This window comes from Paenibacillus sp. LHD-38 (genome assembly GCF_031157315.1).
GTDB lineage: Bacteria > Bacillota > Bacilli > Paenibacillales > Paenibacillaceae > Pristimantibacillus.
Genome location: NZ_JAVIFU010000015.1, coordinates 54065 through 78800, shown reverse-complemented (window position 1 = coordinate 78800; position 24736 = coordinate 54065). Strand labels below are relative to the sequence as shown.

Annotated in this window: 15 protein-coding genes; 1 reads left to right on the top strand and 14 read right to left on the bottom strand. The window is 47.2% G+C overall.

The window, feature by feature from the left end:
- Nucleotides 1-498 precede the first annotated feature (498 nt).
- From RCO25_RS14805 to RCO25_RS14785, 5 genes are all read right to left on the bottom strand, one after another.
- Nucleotides 499-2334 (bottom strand): polysaccharide biosynthesis protein, encoded by a 1836-nt coding sequence (locus tag RCO25_RS14805; protein WP_308996913.1) that lies wholly within the window; start codon nucleotides 2332-2334, stop codon nucleotides 499-501.
- A gap of 133 nt (nucleotides 2335-2467) precedes the next feature.
- On the bottom strand, nucleotides 2468-3367 hold the full coding sequence (locus tag RCO25_RS14800) for a glycosyltransferase family A protein (protein ID WP_308996912.1): 900 nt from the start codon (nucleotides 3365-3367) through the stop codon (nucleotides 2468-2470).
- The gene (locus RCO25_RS14795; protein ID WP_308996911.1) at nucleotides 3364-4677 is read right to left on the bottom strand and encodes a nucleotide sugar dehydrogenase; all 1314 of its coding nucleotides are present in this window, start codon (nucleotides 4675-4677) and stop codon (nucleotides 3364-3366) included. Before RCO25_RS14795 ends, RCO25_RS14800 begins: the two co-directional genes overlap by 4 nt.
- Nucleotides 4678-4894: 217 nt before the next feature.
- The gene (locus RCO25_RS14790) at nucleotides 4895-6058 is read right to left on the bottom strand and encodes a hypothetical protein (protein WP_308996910.1); all 1164 of its coding nucleotides are present in this window, start codon (nucleotides 6056-6058) and stop codon (nucleotides 4895-4897) included.
- Nucleotides 6059-6243: 185 nt separating this feature from the next.
- Nucleotides 6244-6969 carry a YhcN/YlaJ family sporulation lipoprotein gene (locus RCO25_RS14785; protein WP_308996909.1) on the bottom strand — a complete coding sequence of 242 codons (726 nt, stop codon included), beginning with the start codon at nucleotides 6967-6969 and terminating at the stop codon, nucleotides 6244-6246.
- Nucleotides 6970-7127: 158 nt separating this feature from the next.
- Here RCO25_RS14785 and RCO25_RS14780 point away from each other — a divergent pair, with 158 nt between their 5' ends.
- Nucleotides 7128-8135, top strand: coding sequence for a ketoacyl-ACP synthase III (locus tag RCO25_RS14780; protein ID WP_308996908.1), 1008 nt, complete (start codon nucleotides 7128-7130; stop codon nucleotides 8133-8135).
- A gap of 84 nt (nucleotides 8136-8219) precedes the next feature.
- On the opposite strand, the gene RCO25_RS14775 is transcribed toward RCO25_RS14780, so the two are convergent.
- From RCO25_RS14775 to thiE, 9 genes are all read right to left on the bottom strand, one after another.
- Nucleotides 8220-8396, bottom strand: coding sequence for a hypothetical protein (locus tag RCO25_RS14775; protein WP_308996907.1), 177 nt, complete (start codon nucleotides 8394-8396; stop codon nucleotides 8220-8222).
- Between the two features lie 28 nt (nucleotides 8397-8424).
- Complete coding sequence (locus tag RCO25_RS14770) at nucleotides 8425-9807, bottom strand: glycosyltransferase family 2 protein (protein WP_308996906.1); 1383 nt, start codon at nucleotides 9805-9807, stop codon at nucleotides 8425-8427.
- A gap of 250 nt (nucleotides 9808-10057) precedes the next feature.
- Nucleotides 10058-11959 (bottom strand): hypothetical protein, encoded by a 1902-nt coding sequence (locus RCO25_RS14765; RefSeq protein WP_308996905.1) that lies wholly within the window; start codon nucleotides 11957-11959, stop codon nucleotides 10058-10060.
- Nucleotides 11960-12818: 859 nt separating this feature from the next.
- Nucleotides 12819-19436, bottom strand: a complete 6618-nt coding sequence (locus RCO25_RS14760; RefSeq protein ID WP_308996904.1) for a WIAG-tail domain — start codon at nucleotides 19434-19436, stop codon at nucleotides 12819-12821.
- 153 nt (nucleotides 19437-19589) lie between these two features.
- Nucleotides 19590-20561, bottom strand: coding sequence for a FecCD family ABC transporter permease (locus RCO25_RS14755; RefSeq protein ID WP_374992116.1), 972 nt, complete (start codon nucleotides 20559-20561; stop codon nucleotides 19590-19592).
- A 62-nt stretch (nucleotides 20562-20623) separates the two neighbouring features.
- Nucleotides 20624-21664 (bottom strand): FecCD family ABC transporter permease, encoded by a 1041-nt coding sequence (locus RCO25_RS14750; protein ID WP_308996977.1) that lies wholly within the window; start codon nucleotides 21662-21664, stop codon nucleotides 20624-20626.
- A 205-nt stretch (nucleotides 21665-21869) separates the two neighbouring features.
- A complete protein-coding gene (gene thiO, locus RCO25_RS14745) occupies nucleotides 21870-23024 on the bottom strand; it encodes a glycine oxidase ThiO (RefSeq protein WP_308996902.1) in 1155 nt (384 codons plus the stop codon).
- Nucleotides 23024-23842, bottom strand: a complete 819-nt coding sequence (locus RCO25_RS14740) for a thiazole synthase (protein ID WP_308996901.1) — start codon at nucleotides 23840-23842, stop codon at nucleotides 23024-23026. Before RCO25_RS14740 ends, thiO begins: the two co-directional genes overlap by 1 nt.
- A gap of 5 nt (nucleotides 23843-23847) precedes the next feature.
- Nucleotides 23848-24702, bottom strand: a complete 855-nt coding sequence (thiE, locus tag RCO25_RS14735) for a thiamine phosphate synthase (protein WP_308996900.1) — start codon at nucleotides 24700-24702, stop codon at nucleotides 23848-23850.
- Between the last annotated feature and the right edge of the window lie 34 nt (nucleotides 24703-24736).

Genomic DNA, 24736 nt, shown 5'->3' with positions numbered 1-24736 from the left:
GAACACGACGATTAAGAGGAGGCTAGGGTACCAAATGATATAATGCCTGCTCTAAGATATTAATGGACTTGTGCAAGCTGCCAAACGAAGAGCCCGCGGTTACAGAAACATTCAAAACCTGATTGCCATGGTCTTATGACCGCTAACAAATTTCGGCTTCGAGCGCTTGTAGCACAGGTCCTGAATCAGTCTTTACCCTTTTTCATTTCCACCATCAAATTAAGTGTCTCCTAAATCAGCGTATCTATGACCTATATTATTCAGCATTATCCATCCAGTAGAGCGGCGAGCTTAAAATAGTCCCACCTTGTGAAAGGATCGGGACTACTTCACGCTATTTATTAACTCAACTTACGAACCATGCTTAGGTTGTGAAGTTTAGAAGGTGGAAATCCTGCTTTGAAAGACTTAATCCAAGCCACCAATAGCGTGTCTTGGTCGGCTGAAGGACATCTCTTCTTTATCGTATTTCGAACAGTGCTTTTATGTCTTAAGCCATTAGGGGGGCGATGAAAGAGTAGAATCGTTTAGTATGATGGTTTCAAGACACTGCTTCAATTGGGAAGGGTCTTGTTGGATCATAGCCAGTTCAAGGCGCTTCACATCCAAAAGTAGACGTTCCCATCCAATCGGTTTCGGTGTAGCGATGAAAATATGCGGATGCGAGCTCGGCATACTCCGTTCCTCTTCGTAAAATAGTGATTCCGCCAGTTTTTCTCCTGGGCGAATGCCCGTATACACAATCTTGATGTCACGCTCCGGTTTATATCCTGCCAAATGGATCAAAGACTTCGCTAGATCAGAAATTTTGACAGGCTCACCCATATCCAACACAAAGACTTCTCCCCCTCTGGATAAAGCTCCGGCTTGTAAAACAAGATGAACGGCCTCAGGGATAGTCATAAAATACCTGATCATATCCGGATGTGTGACCGTTATCGGTCCCCCCTTCGCAATTTGTTTCTTAAATATGGGAATGACGCTTCCGCGACTTTCCAACACATTCCCGAATCGCACAATTGAAAATTTTGTTGCACCTTTTAAAGAAAAATATTGAATCATCATTTCAGCTGCCCGTTTGGTCAGACCCATTACATTAATGGGGTGTACCGCTTTGTCAGTCGAGATATATACAAAACGATCTACTCCAAACTTAATTGCACTCTCAGCCATGTTAATTGTTCCGAAAACATTGTTCTTTATAGCGGATCCAGGGTTATGTTCCATTAGGGGGACGTGCTTATGCGCTGCTGCATGAAAGACTACATGGGGCTGATACCGTTGAAATACTTGTTCTACATCATCAAGATTTTGAATGTCCGCTATAACACTTTCAACCGCCACATGAGGAAAATGTTCTCTTACCGTCATTTCAATCTGATGGATGCTGTTCTCACCATGTCCAAACATAATCAAGCGGCGCGGGTTAAACTGTGCAGTTTGGTAGACAAGTTCTCCACCTATTGAACCGCCTGCACCGGTAATTAGAATAATCTTGTCCTTTAAAAAATGCTCCATGTCAGCCGTAGAACTGATTGCTAAGTCTCTTCCAAGCAAATCTTTAACATCTATATCGCGTATCTCATCTGCGGAAATCCGGCCAAGGATCACATCATATATACGAGGTAATATCCTAATATTGACCGATGTCGTTTTGATGATTTCTACGATTTCTTTTATTGTATTCTTTGAGGCAGAGGGAATCGCGACAATGATATCTGTAATCCCATACTCAGCCACGATTTGAGAGATATTGGTTCTGTTCCCCAGAACGGGTAACCCATTTATTTCAAAGTACAGTTTCCTAGGGTCATCATCAATAAAACCGATAGGATTTAATTCTTCCCTATCAGATAAAATGAGTTGTTTGGAGACTATGGTTCCTGCATCGCCCGCTCCAATGATTAACGCTTTTCTATTAAATTTTGATTGTGTCTTGTACTTGTATTTCACAACTATTGATTCAGCTCTAAGCGAACAAAGGAACAATACAGCAATTGCGCCTTGAATAAGATATTCTCGAATTGGACGGGGATTTACCATCAAAAATTGATCGACTACCGCATACAATATCGAAGACAAAAGGATCGATTGAAATACTTTGACCATTTCCCGAATGCCAGTGTACCGCCTTAAAGCCTTATACGATTTATTAGCGGCGAGGATGATGTTACTAAATGCAATAAAGATAATGCCGGACATCAAGTTTATCCAAGACCAATCCATCTGATGAATTCTTCCGTCGGTCAAATAAATGGAACATAATAAGCTAAGAGCTAACAAGGCACTATCTGCAATTACCAAAAACATCAACTTGATTCTATATTTCATCATTCACTCCTCCCTATAATAAAGAAGCTAGAAGTTGAAATTTTCGAGAGAGGTATTACCATACCTCAATCGACCTTTTAGTTTACCGTGAGTGTCCGAGCCTATATCCAAATGATACTTACTTCAAATTAGGCTTTCATCTGTACATATTCATAATTTTACTGATCCGTTTTCGCTTAACCCTATAATCTGTCTTTTTTTTAATTCTGTACCGGGTTGAAGTATTCTTTCCATGGATAATTACCATATAGTTACGCGGCTTTAACTTTTCATGACGGAGCCGAATCACGCTTCCATGTCCCTTAAGCGGGTACCGCATTCCTTTTTTATAATCTTCCGTCTTAAAAATAAGTGTATAAAACGGCGGAGATTTGCGGACGACGGCTGCCAATCGCTTGCGATTGGAATCATACCAGAAGCCTCTTTGATTGATTAAAGCTTTTGTTGACGGTTTCGGCTTGAAAGCGTGGAGCTGTGCAATAAAATTTTTACGGTACATGTCGTCGGAATCGACGCGTACAAAATATACATGCTTAAATCCTTCTAAGCAGTCCAGCACCCGCTTATTTCTGTCTGAGATTCGAACAAATTGTATATTGGAGGGAAGCTTTTTATATCTACGCAGCGCTCGTTGAATCAAAGAATTAGACTGATCCGCATAATAAATAAAAGCTTTGAAGTTTTTGTTCGTCTGTTTCATCAAACATCTGCACGTATACATCATGAAAATCTTTATCCGATAATCGATCCATTTTTTTGTAAATCTTTCTTTTTTGAAACCGTAAGAATTAAAATGAATTTCTACAATCACACATTTATTATTCAACGGGAGCACCGGGAGCACCGACAGCATCGGTTGCACCGGCAGCACCACCGGTTGCACCGGTAGAACATCATCCGTAATCTCATTTGCGGTTTCGGAGGTATTGCTGGTCTCTTGATCCTGAAGTTCTTCTCCACTTGAATCTTCTGCTATCTCGACGTCATCAGCGGTTTGATGATGCTCTTCATCCATAGGGTTAGAGAATGAACTCAAGAATAGCCTCCTCCCAGTCTCACGATTTTGGCTTTTCCTTTTAGGCTTCTAGTCACATTCCGCGTGTCATAGATTAGAGGCGCATGTTCCAATAAGAGCTCCAGAGGCATGGAAGAATGATCGGTAGCGATCACGACGCAATCCATTTTACTCAACGTTTCTTCTGTCAGTTCTAGGCTTTCGAATTTGTTATCGCCAAGCTGCAGTGAAGGAATGAACGGATCATGATAGAACACGTCTGCCCCTTCAATCTGAAGCATATGCATAAGCTCCAGCGAAGCTGATTCGCGGTAATCGGCGATATCCCGTTTATAGGCAGCCCCATAAACTAATATGCGTGAGCCCGTCAGCGACTTCTGTTCCAGATGTTGTTTAAGCTGCCGCATGATATACAAAGGCATCATATGATTAACCGCATTTGAAATTTGAATAAAATCAGAATTAATGCCAAATTGTTTTATCTTCCATAACAAATAAGAAGGATCCACTGGTATGCAATGTCCCCCGATCCCTGGACCCGGATAAAAGGCTTTAAAGCCGAAAGGCTTACTGCTTGCAGCTTCGATAATCTCCCATAAATTCAAGTTAAGAACATCGCAAATCATCGCCAATTCATTAATAAACGAGATGTTGATCAGTCTATATGAGTTTTCCAATAGTTTCGTCATTTCGGCTGCATCTGTTGATGAAATTGGATGGACTTTAATAAATAGCTGCCCGTATAACTCTTCTACTCTGCCCATGCAGCTAGGCGTGATTCCGCTAACTACTTTCGGAATTTTCTCAACCGGATACTCCTCATTGCCTGGATCCACCCGCTCCGGTGAATAGGCCACAAAAAAGTCTGAACCTACCTGTAATCCCGTTTTATTCAAGACTGGCAGCAGTACTTCTCTGGTCGTTCCCGGATAAGTGGAGCTCTCTAAAATGACCAGCTGACCTTTCTGCAATCTTCCGCCAATTTCCCCTGCTGCTTGCGTCAAATAACTCAAATCCGGTGTTCCATACGAGGTTAGCGGCGTGGGAACACAAATAACGATTGCTTCGGCTGCCTCCATAAAGCTGAATTGATCGGTTGGTGTGAACCTGGCAGAGGATATGGCTTCCTGAATATCACTGTCCGGAATTTCAGTAATATAGCTCTTTCCTTTACGCAGCATTTCAATTTTTCTACGATCCAAATCGATTCCCAACACATGAAATCCCTTTTTCACGAAGAGAAGCGCTAACGGAAGGCCGACATAGCCCTGGCCTATGATGGCCACCGTTCGCTGCTCTGTATTGGTTTTTGGTTTAAGGTCATCACTCATATCCTATTTTCTCGCCTTCTTTCTAGTTTGTTACTAAGCTAAGAGTAGTATATGAAGTGAATCATGAAGCGGTTTGGACGTTCTACTACTATTAAATAGAGAATGCGTGGAATTATATAGATAAAGCTTCAGCCTTATAAAGCTTTTAGCTAACGAAAATTAAATAGGCATCTACGCGAGGGTAGATGCCTTCATTTGTATGGGTTTAAACCTTCCATTAACCGTTTCGCCGAATACGCTTTTTACGGCTAGCGCTGATCTTTTTACGGCTGGCGTTGATCTTTTTTCGCCTTGCTTTAGTTTTTCCGGCTTGAATCACCCGGCGCTGCTTTGGCATTATCTTCTCAGATCGTGCGCGAATGGGTATCATGTCGATACTTTTACGCTTTGACTCCATATTGAAATAGGCATTGGATAATAAAAAAGGGTTTACAATTTCCGGGTTTTCATAATAATTTTTGAGAAAAATCCTTTTCGTCTCATCACTTATCGGTTCCCGGCTCGAGAAAAAGCCGTAGCTCCACTTTGATAGATGTCGATTGCTTCGTTCCAGCTCTTTCATTTCATTCATATATTGGTGATAGAGATCACTATAAATTTGTTCTTTGTGAGGATCGATCCACGAAGCGGCTTGCAGAAACTGGGGAGAAAATTGTATGCAGCGTAGAGGTTGACCGTTAATGACGTGTAAATCCTCGCCAACCCTGTCTATATTCCATCTCTCTAATAAGTTCAAAGATGATATCGTATAGCCGGCATGCCGAAGTGAATAAACGTTGTCAAAAAAGTGTTGGGATATATCCAGCCAATCTTGATCGGCAAAGCGATTTTTCTCATGATCGTAATAGCCATGATGATCGCTTAGCTTTGACCACCAAAGCAAATATTTTTCTGCCGCTGGATGCCTATTTAACGCAACAAAGCCCGAATGGTGTATGCCTGCTTTACGTACTTCTTCCAAATGATCGGGATCCAATGTTTCCGGATAAATGAAATGCCCCGTAAGCACTATAGGATACTTCTCCAGAACGGCTGGGAGCTCATCTAAAGGGCTTAATAACTTCATATCCGCTTCCACATAGACCATCATTTTCTCAGCTGCATATTTATTATAAATATACCTCATCACTTGCGCCTTGCATGAACGGATCGCTTCTTGTATCGTATATTGAAAAAAAAACTTATGAGAATTGGAGCTCCGAAAGATATCTTTCATTAGAATAACTTCATCAAAATAAGGAAAACGGAGCGCTGGTTCCGGAATCTTATCTTCTATGATACCAACAACAACTTTGCTTCCTGGCATATGTTTTTTAACCGATCTTGCCATGATCATTGCTCTCGGTAAATAGCCTGCGCTTGTAACCGTTCCAATTATCATGCTGCTCCTCCCAGTCTAATTAAAGGTATACCATATCCTATGATTGCCTAATTTCATAGGAAACCCCTATCAAAGCCTATTTTAATTCGCTTTAATCTCTCATCCTTATCCGCTCTTTTGCACAAAAAAACCGGTTCTGAGAGCGGCTGCTCAGTAAACCGGTTTCCATCTACTCTATGATTTTATCAGTCGTAAATCATGCGTTTGTTTTTTATACTATAATTTTCGATCTTCTTGTCGCCCGATTTCGCCGGGAATATTCGCTCGGCCATAGAATTAAATTCCGCAATAAAGCCCTGAATCGGATGTCCAAGCTTCACATCGTTCATATACGCGTTCATTCTTCCAACAAAATCAGGATTGGCAGATACGTACACATGCTCCACGCTTGGTCTTATACGTTTGACCTCATTTGCGATATCATCCTTTATTTGTTCGGTGAGCATATCCTGTCCCGTAGATAAGCTGCTCATTCGCCTGCTCATACGGACGCCTTCTTTGCCCATGTAACCGGTATTTGTACGGCTCATCAATTTCGAGTCACCTGCAGGCTCATTCTCATCAAGAGATACGGCGACATAGGCATTATGGTCGGTGAGCAAGACGTACGATAATTTAACCGCATCCATTTCCGTAATTTGCTCGGCAATTTTCTCGCTCATTTCCATCCGATAATTTTTATGCGACCCGATAACGTTATTGCTGTTCAACCTACGGCCGTTTACTCGGTTCATCTCATTCATCTGATCATCGGCAAAGCGCTTATCCTTCAGCAAATTGCCGTTAGCATCATACCTTATGCTGTTTGAACGGATATTTTTATTACCCAGATCCCCTTGGTTTTCCGAACAGCCCGCGAGCATTGTACTAAGCAGCACGCCAGCGGAAAAAGCAATCATTTTTTTGTGCATTTAGCCATCCTCCATTTCGGTTTGATCAGGCTTCAGGCCCCATCTTAGCGTTCGCCAATCCCTTTTGAACTATTCATGACATTGACAAGAGCGGATCAATGAAGTAAATTAGCATCAGGTACTAGTACTTGATACTAATAAATTGGGAGGCACTGAGGATGAACGATATAAATCGATCCGATATTCGCTCGAATGCCGTAATTACCGCTATTGGCTCATATGTACCAGAACGGATTTTAACGAATGCCGACTTAGAGAAGCTGGTTGATACGAATGATGAATGGATCGTGCAGCGAACCGGCATTAAGGAACGTCATATAGCGGCTGTGCATCAATTCACGAGCCACCTTTGTTTCGAAGCTGTCCATAACATGATTGAACGCTACAATATTACCGTAACCGACATCGATTATATTATCGTTGCCACCTCTACTCCCGATGCCGTGTTTCCAAGTGTAGCTTCGCAGGTTCAATCTCATTTGGGCATAGAAAACTGCGGAGCAGTTGACTTACAAGCCGCATGCGCCGGATTTACGGCTGCCATACAACTTGCTAACGGTTTATTGGTTTCCGGTGCATATCGCAAGATACTGGTGGTTGGAGCCGAGACATTATCCAAAATTACCGATTATTCTGACCGTACTACATGTATATTATTTGGAGACGGAGCCGGGGCATTCCTTATGGAATCTTCGGATGACGACCGCGGCAATGTGTTGTCTATGTATTCAAAAACAGATGGCTCGCGCGGGCATCAGCTATACCGCAGCAGCTTAGCTTCTGCCATCGGAGATCATGCTATTCATACGAACGGAATGATCGTGCAAAATGGCCGGGAAGTGTACCGTTGGGCAGTCAGCCATGTAGCAGAAGGGGTAAAACAGCTGATGGAAAGAAGCAGGCTCTCGGCAGCGGATATTAATTGGTTCATTCCGCATAGCGCGAATATGCGTATTATTGAAGCCCTTTGCGAAAGAACGGGATTCTCGCTTGATCAAACGTTATCCAGCATCAAACTCTTCGGTAACACTTCCGCTGCTTCGATACCGCTCGCCATAGATGAAGCGGTCAAAGCAGGTACAATAAAACATGATCAGATCATGCTGCTTTACGGATTTGGCGGCGGCTTAACGCAATCCGGAATCATTATTCGCTGGTCGCTGTAGGCATACCAAACAGCCCTATATCCTTTCGTTTCAACTTACTTAAGCGAAACAATTACGGATATAAGGCTGTTTCCATACCGGCTCTTACGGCTGCTGCTCATAAGCCAATTGATGTCCTTCCTCAAAGCCTTTTGCAAACCCTGTATTATAACTATTGTCAAAAACCTGACCAATTTGTACGCGTTCATTATTCTTTTGAGAAAGGCGCTTTCTTTGTGCTGGCTTTCTGCGCTGAAGAGACTTTTTCTTACTTATTGCCATTGATTTTGCCTCCTAACGAAAAACGAAATTACAAGGCTTGCCGAAGCTTGATCGGTCCAATTATAGGCAATCCATCGGGAACGTCTAGAAGCTCTGATTCTAATAAGCTAATCTGCGAGCGACTATTCATGAACCATGCTTCAGCAGCTAATGGACTAACGATTGCTCGTTTCATGCCTTTTTCCATATAATACATACCACCATCCGCTTTAACGCAAATAGAACCATGCAGTTCGGTATGCTGCCCGCGCCCTTGGACAAGATCCAATTTATGCTGAACTTCGTCTTCAATCAAGGCTGGCCCGAATGTCCATCGCCTTAAATCAATTTGAGACAACTGAATGACAGGTCCATCCCATATCCCTTCAATGGCTCTTCGGACACCATCCTCAATCCAGAAAATAGTTTCAGTTAATCCTTTCACTGCAATCGCTTGCGGGTAAAATGCAGTTTCGCCAAGCCTCCGTTCATGCCATTCTGCTGATTGCCGGGCGTCTGTCCGGTTTATCCCACTGTTATGTGCCAGGGAATTCAAAACTTCATTCGGTTTATTCCATTTATCAGTGAAATAGAGCAAACCTTTTTTCTTTTCCGCTTCTTCATTGCCCGGGATCTTCTCATCGTCAGAAGTCAGATGAACGAAAGCATCACCTGCATAAACCAATGTAAGTCCTAGATTCCTTACTCTGATGCAATAATCTTCCTCAACGTATGGTCTTTCTATGCAACCTTCATCCAAAAACCCGACCTTCTCTAACAGATCTCGGCTAAACAACAAGCATTGGAAGGACAATCTCTCTGAAGTGCTCCAACTAGAAGGATCACTTATATTGTTCAATGTCGCAAATTCCTGCATCTTTTCCATACAGCTGTAACCTTGGTCAATCCGTTGGTCGCCATTCATACCATTCGACACCGCTCCTACAATGCCAATGCTAGGATTACTTTGTAAGCAAATAAGCATATTATGAAGCCAATTGTCTGTACAGACAACATTGTTGCTTAACAGTAAAATCGTCGTTCCTTTGGCCATCATTAAGCCTCTGTTCAGTGCTCCTGCAAAACCATGATTATGCGATAAAATATGATATCTCACCATTCCGTTCAGTTGCTTCAAATAGTGCTCAATTCCATCGGTTGAGTTGTTGTCGACAACGATTATTTCGTAGCTCAAGGTTGTATAATTGATGATACTTTCGATACAACGCTTAACTCTTTCTGCTTCGTTATGGCTCGTAACAATAATACTTGTTCCATCAAAGTACGAATCAAAACTTTTAAAACCTGCTTCTAATCCTTGCTGATAGCCTTCTTCCAAACCTCGGTTGGAATCTGCTATACGTTTGTTCGCATGTGTTTGCAATTCACTTTTTATTTTAAGACGGTTGGCTTTCTTTTTAATTCGTCTCATCGGCGATCACACCATTTCTGTCAAATGATCGAACAGTTTAACATTATATTGTATGTTGGGTTTTCTTAACCGTAAGGGCATTCGTGTAGTTCTCGAAATTAAACCATAGGTTCAATGTCCAACTGCTCCATGAAAAAAGAGGATTTTGACGCTTTTCGCGCACAAAATCCTCGTCTTTTTTCTGTGTCATGCCGATTGCAAACCAGTTAATATCTTCTTTGGGATCATAACTGCTGCGTGTATAGAACCGTTACTTCCGAGCACCAGATCTTCCCTTTTTTCGCTGCCTGTCAGCAGCTGCCTTACTCCTACGCTTCTGAGCGCCAGCTGCTCCCTCGTTACGTTTGCTGGCGACAACTGCTTTTCGTTTACTCTTCTGAGCGAGAGCTTGTTCCTTGCTGCGCTCCCCGCTGAAAACTACGCCGAATAACGCAAGTACTTCGCCTGAGAGATGCGCTAGCGTAATATTCCCCTTACGAATGTGATGCCCTTCAATTGTTTCTGCCTTCAAGTGCTTGCCCGCTAACGAATCCGGTTGAACATGCTCGCCAATTACCGCACCGTGAACAAGCTTCGCTCCAGTTACTGCACCGTCCTGCAACTGATTCTCACGTATTGACAGCTCAGCGATTTTGTCGGATGTAATCGCGCCTGCAGCTAAATGCTCCGTCCCTACAGCTTCCGGCTTCAGTGCCGCAGCCCCAACAACGCCGTTCTGCAGCTGTTTTTCACCTACGCTGCCCTCCGACAGCTTCTCCGAAGTAACTGAATTATCCACCAAATGAGCGCCGCGTATGCTACTCTCGCTCAGGTGGGTACCAAGCACAGAACCACCCGCCAGCTTACTGCTTGTGACCGACTCATTGGCTAACTGCGCCATCCCTATTGCACCATAACTAATATGCTCCTCAAGAACCGCATGCGTCGCAAGCTTATCTTTATTAATAATTCTGTCTTGCAAATGATTGCTCTCAATGGCGTTCTTCGACAGGTGCTTCGTTGATACCGAGTGATCGGATAACTTCGCCGACGTTACCGATTGATCAACGAGATGATCGCTGTTGATTTGCCCTTTTCCGAGATGTGCGCTTTGAACTGCCTCTTCCTGCAGGTGGGATGAAGAAACCGAGTTAATCGCTAATTTTTCCGATTCGACTGCGCCCGCTTTCAGCTCCCTTGTTCCTACCGCCCCTTCCGCCAAGTGCTCGGCATTGATTTCGCCTAAAGTCAAATGCTTTCCCTGAATGGTACCTGGCGCAACATGCTCGGCTAGCAGTAAGCCCGGCTTCAAATGAATGGAATCTAATGCCTCCTTAGCAATCTTATCGCCTGTAACAGCTCCATCGCGCAGCTTCGACTCCGTAACCGCACCGTCTGCGAGCTTCGAACTGTTAATGGCATCATTGGCTAAGTTTTCCAGGCGTATCTCACCGATTTTTATTTTTTCTGATGTAATCGACTGTTCGGCCAACAGCTCCGTTGTAATCACAAATGGCTTCAAATGTTTGGAGTCAATTGAGCCCAATGCTATTTTGTGTGCGCTAATCATGCGGTCAGCGAGCTTCTCCGAAGTAATGCTTCCATTCTGCAGCTTGCTTCCATTAATAGAGAGGTCCAAAATTTTATCTCCGGATATCGCGTTGTTCGTCAAATGGTCCCCGGTAATCGTCTGATTCGCAATTTTAGAAGAGTAAATGGCGCCATCCGCAATATGAATGTTCTCAACTGCATAATCGGCAATGGCGCCCGATTGAACGCTTCCTGCTCTGAGCTTACTGCTGTCGATCGCACCAGGAGCAATTTTGTCTGTGGTAACCGCTAAGTCAGCCAAATCGTCCGTATAAATAAATGGAATTGGCGCATCCAGGTTTTTCCTTTTATCAACTCTTTCCAGCTTCTCATTCAAGGTAGGCTCTATTACATCTTGAACCATATTCTGAGGGTCCTCAAGATCCTCTAGATTCTCTAGATCTTCAAATTCAAGCAAATCCGGATGTTCTGCTTTTATCGATCGTTTGGCAGCCATGCTTTTCACACTTGGTTTCCTTTTGTTCAAATCATCCAGCATCTTTAACTCGGAAGTATTCGGATTTTCAACATAAAAAAGCGGCTTCCGCCCTCTCGGGCTGTTCCCTTTTCTGCTTTTTTCCATTATTTTCTCCTTCTTCCTCCTGAAATGTCATTAGCCTCTCGGCATGTGCCGAGGCAAATGGAAAAGGGATTCCTTGTTCCGTCCAACATACCTTCCTTTTGTGGAGGATTTTTTTCAGCCACCATCCAAAAGAACTCATGCCTGCAATCGACCTGCTGCATTCCCGACATGGATTCTCACCTGCAAGGCGTGCCTCCTAGTACGTTTAATAGTCCTTACGGATTAATGTCCATATTATCAATTATCGGGTCTAAAGAGTCACTTGAAACTAATTTTCCCTGATGATTACAGTTTGGTTCTGCTCATACATGAAACATCCTCCCTTAGTAGTTATATGAGGAGGGACAATAGTCGGTATAGATAAATATCCATTAATAAAAGCCCATTTTGTCATTGCTTACGAAACATGAGCAGGATAGAAAATAAGTTGTTTTACAAAAAGCCTGTTATCTCTCATTTTTTGGAAGTTTTGGATCGACAAATAGACGTGTTGATCCATCATTCTAGCGATGGTCAAGTCAGCGTCAAAATAATCACGACCTTCTGAGAGGATTGGGACTATTTGATATAAACTAAATAATAGACACGGATTATATTGAATTCAGAACATGAATCAGAGGAACTGTTGTGTTGTGAATAATCACTTTGGAACGGATTAGCTATTTTGATATGTAATTCACTGAACTTTTGTTAAATTACAGAGGGAGGTTTTCGAACGATATACTAGCATTTTTTCCTAATTTATTAACTGTGTTGTGTCACTAGAAAAAGGAATATAAACAAGAGATTTCTCCAAAAATCTGCTCATTAAAAAAAGAGGATTCTGACACATTATGCGCACAAAATCCTCTTTTTGTTTCTATGCTCTGCCGATTGCAATCCAGTTAATGTCTCCACTGGGATCATGACTGATGCGCGTACGAATAACGGTAATTGTTGCTTGTTCGGCCGTTTTGGATAGAATGACTGCATAACAAGCGGGATTATCAATCGTCGCTGTCAGTACGTAACGATCATCCGTGAAAGGCTCTTCGAACGAAATAACGACTTGGATCTGCTCTTCTTGAGAAGTGAAGATAAAGGGCGACAATCCGAACTGTTGCTTAGCGACTCCGCTTCTTGAAGTCGATATAACAGGAGCAAAACTTAATCTAGATAGCTCAATCGGCGTTTGCTGCAATGGCAGGATTGTTCCTTGGTCAAAAATATACTCTTGCAGCAGGCCTGGTGCGAGCTTATCTGCTGTCACACTGCCCGCAGCTAGCTGCTCGTGTCCCACACTTCCAAGCGCAATCTTCTCCGTCGTTACGCTGCCATCCGTCAGTTGCTCTGTTCCTACGCTTCCATACGCCAGCTTCTCCGTCGTTACGCTGCCATCTGTCAGCTGGTCCGTTCCTACGCTTCCGAGCGCCAGCTTTTCCTTCGTTACGCTGCCATCTTTCAGCTGGTCCGTTCCTACGCTTCCGAGCGTCAGCTTTTCCTTCGTTACGCTGCCGTCTGACAACTGCTCCGAACTTACACTTCCAAGCGCTAACTTCATCGTTGTTACGCTGCCGTCTGACAACTGCTCCGAACTTACACTTCCATGCGCTAACTTCATCGTCGTTACGCTGCCATCCGTCAGCTGCTCAGAACCTACACTTCCATGCGCTAACTTCATCGTCGTTACGCTGCCGTCTGACAGTTGTTCCGTTCCTACGCTTCCATACGCCAGCTTCACCGTCGTTACGCTGCCGTCTGACAACTGCTCCGAACCTACACTTCCATGCGCCAGCTTCTCCGTCGTTACGCTGCCATCTGTCAGCTGTTCCGTTCCTACGCTTCCGAGCGCAAGCTTTTCCTTCGTTACGCTACCGTCTGACAACTGCTCCAAACCTACACTTCCATGCGCCAGCTTCTCAGTCGTTACGCTGCCCTCTGACAACTGCTCAGAACTTACACTTTCATGCGCTAACTTCTTTGTCGTTACGCTGCCATCCGTCAGTTGCTCTGTTCCTACACTCCCGAGCGCCAGCTTTTCCTTCGTTACGCTGCCCTCATACAAATGCTCTGTTCCTACACTTCCATGTTCCAGCTTCGATGCAGTCACGCTGCCCACGGACAATTGCTCTGTCCCTACGCTCCCAAGCGCCAGCTTTTCCATCGTTACGCTGCCCTCAGAAAGCTGCTCTTCCCCTACGCTTCCAAGCGCCAGCTTTTCCGTCGTTACGCTTCCTGCCGACAGCTGCTCTTCCCCTACGCTTCCAAGCGCCAGCTTTTCTGTCGTTACGCTTCCTGCCGATAGCTGCTCTTCTCCTACGCTACCAAGCGCCAGCTTTTCTGTCGTTACGCTGCCTGCCCACAACTGCTCTTCTCTTACGCTTCCCTGCGCCAGCTTTTCCGTCGTTACGCTTCCTGCCGACAGCTGCTCTTCTCTTACGCTTCCTATCGCCAGCTTTTCCGTCGTTACGCTTCCTGCCGACAACTGCTCTTCTCTTACGCTTCCTATCGCCAGCTTTTCTGTCGTTACGCTTCCTGCCGACAGCTGCTCTTCTCCTACGCTACCAAGCGCCAGCTTTTCTGTCGTTACGCTTCCTGCCGACAGCTGCTCTTCTCTTACACTTCCTATCGCCAGCTTTTCCGTCGTTACGCTGCCGGCCGACAGCTGCTCTTCCCCTATGCTACCAAGCGCCAGTTTTTCCGTCGTTACGCTTCCTGCTGACAACAGCTCTTCTCTTACGCTTCCAAGCGCCAGCTTTTCCGTCGTTACGCTTCCTGCCGATAGCTGCTCTTCTCTTACGCTTCCTATCGCCAGCTTTTCCGTCGTTACGCTTCCTGCCGACAGCTGCTCTTCTCTTACGCTTCCTATCGCCAGCTTTTCCGTCGTTACGCTTCCTGCCGACAGCTGCTCTTCTCTTACGCTTCCCTGCGCCAGCTTCTCTGTCGTTACGCTGCCCTCCGACAACTGCTCTTCTCCTACGCTACCAAGCGCAAGCTTTTCTGTCGTTACGCTTCCTGCCGACAACTGTTCCTCTCTTACGCTTCCAATCGCCAGCTTATCCGTTGTTACGCTTCCTGCCAACAGCTGCTCTTCTCTTACGCTTCCAAGTGCCAGCTTTTCCGTCGTTACGCTGCCTGCCGACAGCTGCTCTTCACCTACACTTCCATGCGCCAGCTTTTCCGAAGTTACGCTGCCGGCCGACAGCTGCTCTTCACCTACGCTTCCCTGCGCCAGCTTTTCCGTCGTTACACTGCCCGCCAAGAGTTGTTTTGATCCCACGCTTCCGAATGCCAGCTTCTCTGTCGTTACGCTGCCCTCCGACAATTGCTCTTCTCCTACACTTCCAATCGCAAGATTTTCCGTCGTTACACTGCCCGCCGAGAGTTGCTTCGTTCCAACGCTTCCAAATGCCAGTTTTTCCTTCGTTACGCTGCCGGCCGACAATTGCTTCGTTCCAACGCTTCCGAAGGTTAGCTTATCGGAGGTTACACTCCCTGCCAAAAGCTGCCTCGATCCAATGCTTCCCTGCGCCAGCTTCTCCGTTGTTACGCTACCGGCCGACAGCTGCTCCGTACCCACGCTTCCATGATCCAATTGCTCGGCTTTCACGCTTCTCAGTGCCAGCTTCTCCGTCGTTACACTGCCTTGTGAGAGCTGCTCCATTCCGACGCTTCCAAGCGCCAATTTCTCTGTCGTTACACTGCCGACTGACAGTTGCTCCTCGCCTACGCTTCCAAATGCCAGTTTATCCTTCGTTACGCTGCCTGTCGAAAGCTGTTCATCACCTACGCTTCCATGCGCCAACTTCTCTGAAGTCACACTGCCCGTCGACAGTTGCTCTGCTTTTATACTACCTAATGCCAGCTTTTCCGAAGTTACGCTGCCGTCTGACAACTGCTCATTTCCAACGCTTCCGAGCCCTAACTTCTCTTGACTTACGCTTCCTGCTGCCAGCTTTTCCTCGCTTATGCAGCCATTTGCAAGTTTCTCCGTCGTTACGCTGCTTGGAGCAAGCTGATCCGAGCCTACGCTTTCAAACGCCAGCTTTTCCGTCGTTACGCTGCCTGCTAACAGCTTCTCCGTACTTACGCTTCCGAGCGCCAGTATCTCTTCAATCACGCTTCCGGGCGCCAGCTTCTCTTCCGTAACGCTTCTTGCGGACAGCTGCTCCTCGCCTACGCTTCTAAGCGCTAACTTCTCGGTCGTTACGCTGCCTGCAGAAAGCTGTTCCTCACCTACGCTTCTGAGAGCCAGCTTCTCCATTGTTACGCTGCCGGCTTCCAGTTGTTCTGCTCCTACGCTTTCGAGCGCAAGCTTCTCCTTCGTTACGCTGCCTGACGTAAGCTGTTCCTCACCTACGCTTCTGTGAGCCAGCTTCTCCATTGTTACGCTGCCGGCTTCCAATTGTTCTGCCCCTACGCTTTCGAGCGCCAGCTTCTCCTTCGTTACACTGCCTGCCGAGAGCTGCTCTGTGCGTACGCTGCCGATTGCCAGCTTTTCAGTCGTTACACCGCAATCTTCCAGCTGGTCTGCTCCTACGCTCCTGAGCTCCAGCTTCACCTTCGTGACGCTGCCAACAGCCAGCTGTTCTGTCCGGACTGCACCCGTTTCGATTTGCTCACTGCCAACCGCAGCCGTGAACAACTTCTCACGTGTGACAGCACCTGAAACGAGCTGAACCGTTCCTACGCTGTTTTCTGCCAATTGCTTTTGGCTAACCGAGCCCTGCCTAACTTTGCTGCCGGGAATCGTATCATCCGATATTTTCTCGAAAGCAAGCACTTCGTCTGCAAGATGACCAAGCGTAATCGTCCCCTTGCGAATGTGATACCCCTGAATCGTATCGGCCTTAAAATGCTTACCCGCTAACGATTCCAGCTGCACGTGCTCTGCCGACACCGCCCCGAAATCAATCTTCTCCCCAGTTACCGCTCCGGCCTGAATGGCCGATTCGCTTACGCTCTCCGCATCCAAATTCGCCGCCTTCACAGCCCCAGGCTGTATATGCTTCGAGCTGATTGACAGTTCCGTCAGTTTATCGGTCGTAATTGTACCGTCTGCTATGTGCTCTGTGCTAACAGCACCTTGCTGCAATGCTGCAGCTCCGACAGAGCCGATTTGCAGCTGTTTTTTTCCTACGCTGTCAGCAGAAAGCTTCTCCTGGGTAATCGATTCTTCTGCAATATGGGCACTATGCACACTATTTTCACTTAAATGAATACCAAGCACCGAAGCATTAGCCAAATGACGGCTCTTCACGGCTTCATCTGCGATTTGCTTTGACTGGACAGAACCAGTTGATAACTTCTCTGCGTTTATGACGCCATCCTGCAGCGCATCTGTTCCAATCGATTGCGCAATTAGATGATTGGTTCCAATGATACGATTCTGCAAATGCGATGAACCAATCGAACCATGTCCAATATGCTTAGCTTTTACGGATTCATCCGCTAAATGGTCAGATTGAACCGTGTTCGGAGCGATTTTTTCGCTTATCACGCTTCCATCCGCTAGCTTCGAGGTTAAAACACTTAAATCAGCCAGCTTATCAGCAGTTACAGATTCCGGGGACAGCTTGAGTGAATTGACGATATGATCGGCCAAATGATGTGAAAATACGACTCCAGGTCCGATATAACTCTCCGTCACAGCGCCGTAAGCCAGTTTACTGCTCGTTACTGCTCCGTCCTGCAGATTTTCCGTGTCGATTGCATTAACCGCCAGATGGCTATTGTCTATAAGGCCTGGCTGAAGATGCTCCCCGTTTACTGCTTTCGGCGAAATGGACTCTTCCGTCACGGCCCCTGCGGAAAAATGATATGCTCTTAACGCTTCTGGAGCTATTTTCTGAAACGTAATGCTGTCATCCTTCACATGTCTCGATTCTACAGAGCCGTTCGCCAAGCTGGATGACGTCACTGCCCCTTCGGTTAGCTTGGACTTGGTTACGGACTCATCGGCTATTTGCGTCATGCCAACAGCTGCCTTAGCGATATGTTCCTTCCGAACAGACTGCAGCGCAAGCTTATCTTCGTTAATAATGCCATCCTGCACATGCTCTCTCATAATGGCATTCGGCGCAATCTGCTCCGTCGATATCGATTCGGCTGCCAGATGCCATTGCAGGATTTGAGCTTCGGCAATTTTGTCTGATGTAACGCTGAAACGTCCCAGATGACGATTATGCACCGCATCGTTAGACAGTTTTTGCCCGTTGACGCTTTGGTCTGACAGCTTTGATAAAGTAATGGCATGGTCGACGATTTTGATCGTCGATACCGATTGATCGGCTAGCTTTGCGGATGTAACGGAATGGTCTGCGAGTTTACTGCTGTTGATTTGTTCCGCACCGATGTGACTGTTCTGAACGGCTCCCGCTTGAAGATGTGCCCCAGCTACCGACCCTGAGGCTAAGTGCTTGGCTTTGACGGCATCCGTCCGCAGCTCTCTGGCACCTACTGATCCCTCGGCCAAATGATTGGCGCAAATTTCCCCCTGCGCTAAATGTTTACCCTTAATGGCGCCTGGCGCAACATGATCGGCAAGCATTAAGCCTGGTTTCAAATGAATGGCGTCAATCGACGCGGGCGCAATCTTCTCGCCCGTAACCGCCTCGTCGCGCAGCTTTGAGCTTGTAACGGCAGCATCGCCCAGTTTGGAATTGTTAATGATGTCATTAGACAAATTTTCTGCACGAATCGCGCCGCTTTGTATTTTGTCCGACGTAATTGATTGGTCTTCAAGCAGCTCTGAGGTAATAATGAGCGATTTTAAATGTCTGGCTTCGATCGAACCATCGGCTATTTTGTGTGAGCTGATCGTACGATTTGCCAACTTCTCTGACGAAATGCTTCCGTCCTGCAGCTTGCTGCCGCTGATCGAGTGATCCAAAATTTTATCTCCGGAAATCGAGTGATCCGTCAAATGGAATCCCGTTACCGATTCCGGCGCGATTTTAGCGGATGTAACGGCGCCGTCCTCGATATGGATATTTTTTACGGCGTAATCTGCAATGACTTCCGATTGGACGCTGCCAGCTCCGAGCTTGCTGCTTTCGATTGCGCCTGCTGCAATCTTCTCGGTGGTAACGGCGTAGTCGACCAAATCATCCGTATAAATAAACGGAGTAGGCCCTTCCGGGTATTTCTTTTCCTCCAGCTTCGCCATCTTCTCTTCCTGGCTCATTTGCTCATCATCCACTATTTCATAAATCTCAGTGATTTCAGACTCATCAATCTCGAGTATGTCAGGCTGCACATCGTCCGAAACTTCTGCTTCGGCGCTCTCCATATCCAAGGTAGCGCTTGCCGCATGAATTGTAATCGTGGCTTCTTCCTCATCTATGGCATAGACCGTTCGCTCTACTGCCGGATTAGGCGAAGCAACTTTCTTCGTTTTAGACTGATCCAGCCACTTTAACTCGGAAGTATTCGGATTATCAACATAAAAAAGCGGCTTTCGCCCTTTCGGGCTTTTCCCTTTTCTGTTATTTTTCATAGTCCTCTCCTTCTTCCACCTGAAATGTCATAGGTAATATATGCAGGTACCCATAGGCACGCTACAAGGAGAGGTGACGAAAAAGGCTATCCGGCTCTACTTCAGACAAAAACCGCGGAAGCATACTGCTCTCCGCGGTTTTAAAAAAGCTGTTTATTTGGATCTGGATAACAAATATAAGAAATAAGGTGCGCCGATGACAGCGACGACGATACCGGTCGGAATCTCATTAGGCTGAAACGCCCAACGTGCGAGCGTATCCGCTACGATGACGAGCAAAGCTCCTACGAAAGCCGATGCCGGAATTAACACCTGATGCTGCGGACCGACTAACCTTCTTGCCAAATGCGGCGCAATTAGTCCCACGAACCCAATGCCGCCGCCGACTGCGACGCAGGAGCCTGCCAGCCCCACGGCTGCCGCAAGCAGCCATGCCCGCTCTTTGTTCACCTCAGCGCCCAGGCCGACAGCCATTTGATCGCCAAGATTTAATGCATTCAATGATTTCGCCTTATATTGAGCAAACGGTAAAATAATGATTAACCATGGCAGCAGAGCCAGTACGTATTTCCAGTTCGTTCCCCATATGCTGCCTGCCATCCATACGGCAAAATACTGGTATTTTTCCGGGGTAAGGCGCAAAATCAATATTTGCATCGCTGCGCTAATCCCCGCCGCTACCGCAATACCGACAAGTATCATCCGAGTAGGCAGTAATCCGCGGTGCCGCTTATAGGATAAGACAAAGATAAGCAGCGCCGTCAGAGAGGCACCGATCAATGCCAGAAAAGGCATTAAGAAAATCGATCCCTTTTCCGTAGTAGGATAAAAAGAAATAAACAGAATGACGGCTAGACCTGCCCCGGCGTTAATCCCAAGCAGTCCCGGATCAGAAAGCGGATTGCGGGACAAACCTTGAATAATGCAGCCCGACACGGCAAAACCTGCTCCGATCAGGATCGAAATAACGATTCGCGGTAAGCGAAAATCAAACAGGATAAGCTCTTGCTTGGCTGTACCTGCACCGAACAACGTTTTGATCACATCGATTGGCGCTAAACGAATATGGCCTGTATTCATGCTTACGATGAATGACGCTACAATTAACGCGCTTAGCACGGTCATCACAGTAACCGCACGTTTTCTTCTGCGCAGCTCTGTCGCTGTAATGAATAAATTATCCACGGTTACTCCCCCTTCATTCTTGTTACGAGATAGAGGAAGTAAGGAACGCCGAGAACCGCGATAATAATGCCAATCGCTACTTCCTGCGGCGGATTAATAATTCGCCCGCCAATATCTGCAAGAACCATCAGCAGGCTGCCGAGAACAGCCGAGGACGGAATGATCCATCTATAGTCGACGCCGACTAGAAAACGTGAGATATGAGGAATGATCAAACCAACAAACCCAATGGAGCCCACAGCAGATACAGCCGTGCCTGCGAGAAGCAGAACGATAATGACGCCTGCCGCCTTTACCAGCCCCGTTCGCTGGCCAAGACCTGCCGCTACGTCTTCTCCTAAGCTAAGCAGTGTGATTGAACGAGATAATGCAATGGCGCCAAGCAAACCGCCGATGACCCAGGGCGACACAATTTGAATTTGCTCCCATTTTGTTCCTGCAACGCCGCCTGCATACCAGAAAGCCAAATCCTGACCGATTTTGTAATAGAGAGCTATGCCCTCCGTAAGCGCCAGCAGCAGCGCTCCGACAGCAGCACCGGCTAACGTTAGCCGGACTGGCGTTAATCCGCCTTTGGCCATTGATCCGATTCCGTAAACCAGTCCCATGGAAACAGCAGCACCGGCAAAACATACAAACATGAGTCCCATATAAGAAATGGACGGAAAAAACGCAAAACAAAGTGCCAGCATAAAACCTGCGCCTGCATTAATGCCGAGCAAGCTTGAATCCGCGAGCGGATTCCGGGTCATACCCTGCATGATCGAACCGGCTACTGCAAATGCCGCGCCAACCAAGGCAGCCGCCAGCGCACGCGGCATTCGAAGCTCTTTGATAATCTGATGCTGAATATTATCAGCGTCGAAATGGAATACGCCTTCCCATACGGTAGCGAGACTTATATCCGCTGCACCTACCGAGATAGATAGCGCGAGGGACAATAAAAGCGCTGCGATCCCGCCAAACAAAATAATCGTGGCCATCAATGGCCGTGTGCGCAGCTTGGAGCCCGCCAGCGCTTTCGCATTTAATGGAGAAGACATCATCTAACTACCCTTCTATATGTATACTTTGGATGAAAATAAACGGGCTAATCGCAGCTGCCGCACGGCATTACAAGGGTAAGATTCTTATGGCATAAAAAAAAAAATCCACTTCATTGATAACGATTCTCGTTTTCAATATAGCAGATTTTATATGAATTTTCAATGCAAGAATGAAGCCATTTCGTGACGAAATGGCTTCATTCTATTTCATGGCGTGAGCCTTCATCCGATTACCCGCGGTCGTAAAACGATTTGGAGCGAATCGGCTAATGGATGGCTTAACCTCTTTCCCCTCCAAGATATCTGCGGTAAGCAGAGCCGTAATTGGACTTAATAAAATGCCGTTGCGATAATGTCCCGATGCCATAATAACGGAAGGCATGCCGGCGATTTGCCCGAGAAGAGGCTGTCCGTCTTTTGTTGCGGGACGCAGCCCTGCCCAGCGATGTGCGGTTGACTTTCCCTCGAGAAATGGGAATAACCGATTGCTGCTGCGAATGAGGCGGCCGATTCCCCGCTCCGTCACGCTTGTCTCGAAGCCTGCAACATCCTCGGATGCGCCGCAAACGAGGCGTGCATTATTTTTGCCAACCCAATAGGCTTGACTTGAAAACACCATATGGCGAACTTCGGCAGCCTGATGCTCAAAAGAGCAAATTTGGCCGCGAATCGGGTGGATCGGAATCGATAGCCCGAACCATCTCTCATAGGCGCCCGACCAGGCTCCCGCGCATATAACCAGCCGATCCGCATGTACGAGACTCTTTAAAGCTTGGGCGCGTACCGAAACCCCGCCGCTCTGATGCACTGACACATCCTCTATTTGACCGGCATGCTCAAGTATGCGAACGCCTAGATTTCGGCAGGCTGCTTCAAGCGATGCTACAAGCTTAGGGGCGTACACGTGGCTCTCATTTGGCGTGAATACGCCGGCAACCGCCGAATGCGCGATCATCGGCTCCAGCTTCCGAAGCTGGGCCGCATCGACAAGCTGAGCCTCGGCCCCCCATTCATTTTGCCAATCCAGCCTAGACTGAATGGGAAGAACATCCGCTTCATGCATAAACACATTCACGCTGCCGCTTTGGACCCACTCCGCCGACATGCCCGAGCACTCCTCGACGGCTTCAATCCACTCCGGATAACATCGGAGACTGCTTAAGCAAAGATGAAAGAAATCATCCGGCTGCTCCGTATTTTCTGAATAGGGGGCAAGCATGCCGGCAGCTGCTCCGGATGCTTGCCCGCCCAAACCGTTTGGCTCAATAAGCGTTACAAGCATTCCTCTACGTGCCGCTTCGAAGGCGCAGGACAAGCCGATAATGCCGCCTCCGAGCACGATTACCGATTGAGGCATTACTGCTCCCCTCCGCTGCCAGCCGCTGCTTCAAACAAAGAGCCGGCCCAATCACTGCTTGCCGATGCGTAGCGCTTCTTCGGAATACGGCCTGCCAGCTTCGCAAGGCGTCCCGCTTCAATAGCTAAACGGAATGCGCGGGCCATCATGACCGGATCCTGCGCTTTTGCGATTGGCGTATTCGCTAATATGCCGTCCGCGCCCAGCTCCATCGCTTCGGCAGCATCTTTGGCCGACCCAATGCCGGCATCAATAATAACGGGAACACCCGCCTGCTCTGTAATAAGACCTAAATTATACGGATTCAGCAAGCCGAGACCCGATCCGATCGGTGATCCGCCTGGCATGATCGCAGAAGCTCCCGCTTCCTCAAGCCTCCTGCAAAGCATCGGATCGTCCGATGTATATGGAAGCACTATGAAACCTTCTTTGGCGAGCTGCTCCGTTGCGCGCAGCGTTTCTATGGGTTCAGGCAGCAGCGTACGGTGATCGCCGCTGATCTCAACCTTGATCCAATTGCCAAGACCTGCTTCCCGTGCCAGATGCGCGATTCTTACGGCTTCCTCAGCCGTTCTGGCTCCCGAGGTATTCGGTAAATAAATAATGGATCTGTCTTCAAAATGCTGCAGCACAGAATCGTCTTCCACGCTTTCGAGATTAACCCTTCTCACCGCGAACGTTATGACCTCCGAGCCCGATGCTTCAAGCGATTCTTGCAGCACCGCCGGGCTTGGAAACCGCCCCGTCCCGAACAAAAAACGCGATTGCAGCTTATGCCCGCCAATAACTAGCGAATCCTCGCTTATCCAATCTTTCAACCCTCTCAGCCCCCTCCGACAAAATGAACCAGCTCGATAGACGCATCTTCAAGCAGCTCCGTTTGTGACCATAACGCGCGCTGTATGATTACGCCGTTAAGCTCAACGACAAGCCTCTTATTCTGTTGTCCAAGCTGTATTACCAGCTCCTCAACAGTCTTGGCACCCGTCAATTCCTCACGGCCATTGATTTTAATCATCTTCTTTTCAATGGCAGACCCGCGTTCGGCAGCTTCAATCCTCTCCAGGAATGCACGGCATATGCTCGCCGGTTCTGCATGGCCGACAATCGCCGAAACCGCACAAATTCGCTCGGCACCCGCTGAAAGCACGGTATCAACATTGTCAAGCGTAATGCCGCCGATTGCGACGAAAGGAATCGAAATATGGCGGGCTGCTTCCTTTACATAGCTTGTCGTGACGGCGGCACGGCCTGGCTTGGTGTCGGTCGGAAACACCGGTCCTACGCCGATGTAGTCCGCGCCATCTTGTTCAGCAGCCAGCGCCTGCTGCAAATTATGCGTGGATATGCCAATAATGCGGTCAGGTCCGAGCATAGCTCTTGCTTCGCTGATCGGCATATCGTCTTGCCCTAAATGAACGCCATCCGCATCAACCTCAAGGACAATATCCGGGTAATCATTGATAATGAATGGCACATGAAATTTCCTAGTCAACTCGCGCAGCGCCTTTGCCTGCTCCAGCACCTCTTCCCTCTTGCCTGTCTTATTGCGAAGCTGCAAAATCTGGGCGCCTCCAAGCAAGGCTTGCTCCATCACTTCCACGACCGATTTTCCAGGGTGGTTGGATTCCGCTGTGATCGCATACAGCCGAAAATCCTGCCATGACGGTCTACTCATCCTCTCAGGCACCTCTCTTTCATCAAAATCATTA

Excerpts from the sequence above, each read along its gene's own strand:
- thiE (WP_308996900.1), bottom strand. The coding sequence starts at position 24,702 with ATGAGTAGACCGTCATGGCAGGATTTTCGGCTGTATGCGATCACAGCG.
- RCO25_RS14775 (WP_308996907.1), bottom strand. The coding sequence starts at position 8,396 with ATGGCAATAAGTAAGAAAAAGTCTCTTCAGCGCAGAAAGCCAGCACAA.
- RCO25_RS14760 (WP_308996904.1), bottom strand. The coding sequence starts at position 19,436 with ATGAAAAATAACAGAAAAGGGAAAAGCCCGAAAGGGCGAAAGCCGCTT.
- RCO25_RS14790 (WP_308996910.1), bottom strand. The coding sequence starts at position 6,058 with ATGATAATTGGAACGGTTACAAGCGCAGGCTATTTACCGAGAGCAATG.
- RCO25_RS14780 (WP_308996908.1), top strand. The coding sequence starts at position 7,128 with ATGAACGATATAAATCGATCCGATATTCGCTCGAATGCCGTAATTACC.
- RCO25_RS14795 (WP_308996911.1), bottom strand. The coding sequence starts at position 4,677 with ATGAGTGATGACCTTAAACCAAAAACCAATACAGAGCAGCGAACGGTG.
- thiO (WP_308996902.1), bottom strand. The coding sequence starts at position 23,024 with ATGCCTCAATCGGTAATCGTGCTCGGAGGCGGCATTATCGGCTTGTCC.
- RCO25_RS14750 (WP_308996977.1), bottom strand. The coding sequence starts at position 21,664 with ATGTCTTCTCCATTAAATGCGAAAGCGCTGGCGGGCTCCAAGCTGCGC.
- RCO25_RS14785 (WP_308996909.1), bottom strand. The coding sequence starts at position 6,969 with ATGCACAAAAAAATGATTGCTTTTTCCGCTGGCGTGCTGCTTAGTACA.
- RCO25_RS14755 (WP_374992116.1), bottom strand. The coding sequence starts at position 20,561 with ATGACCGTGCTAAGCGCGTTAATTGTAGCGTCATTCATCGTAAGCATG.
- RCO25_RS14770 (WP_308996906.1), bottom strand. The coding sequence starts at position 9,807 with ATGAGACGAATTAAAAAGAAAGCCAACCGTCTTAAAATAAAAAGTGAA.
- RCO25_RS14805 (WP_308996913.1), bottom strand. The coding sequence starts at position 2,334 with ATGATGAAATATAGAATCAAGTTGATGTTTTTGGTAATTGCAGATAGT.
- RCO25_RS14765 (WP_308996905.1), bottom strand. The coding sequence starts at position 11,959 with ATGGAAAAAAGCAGAAAAGGGAACAGCCCGAGAGGGCGGAAGCCGCTT.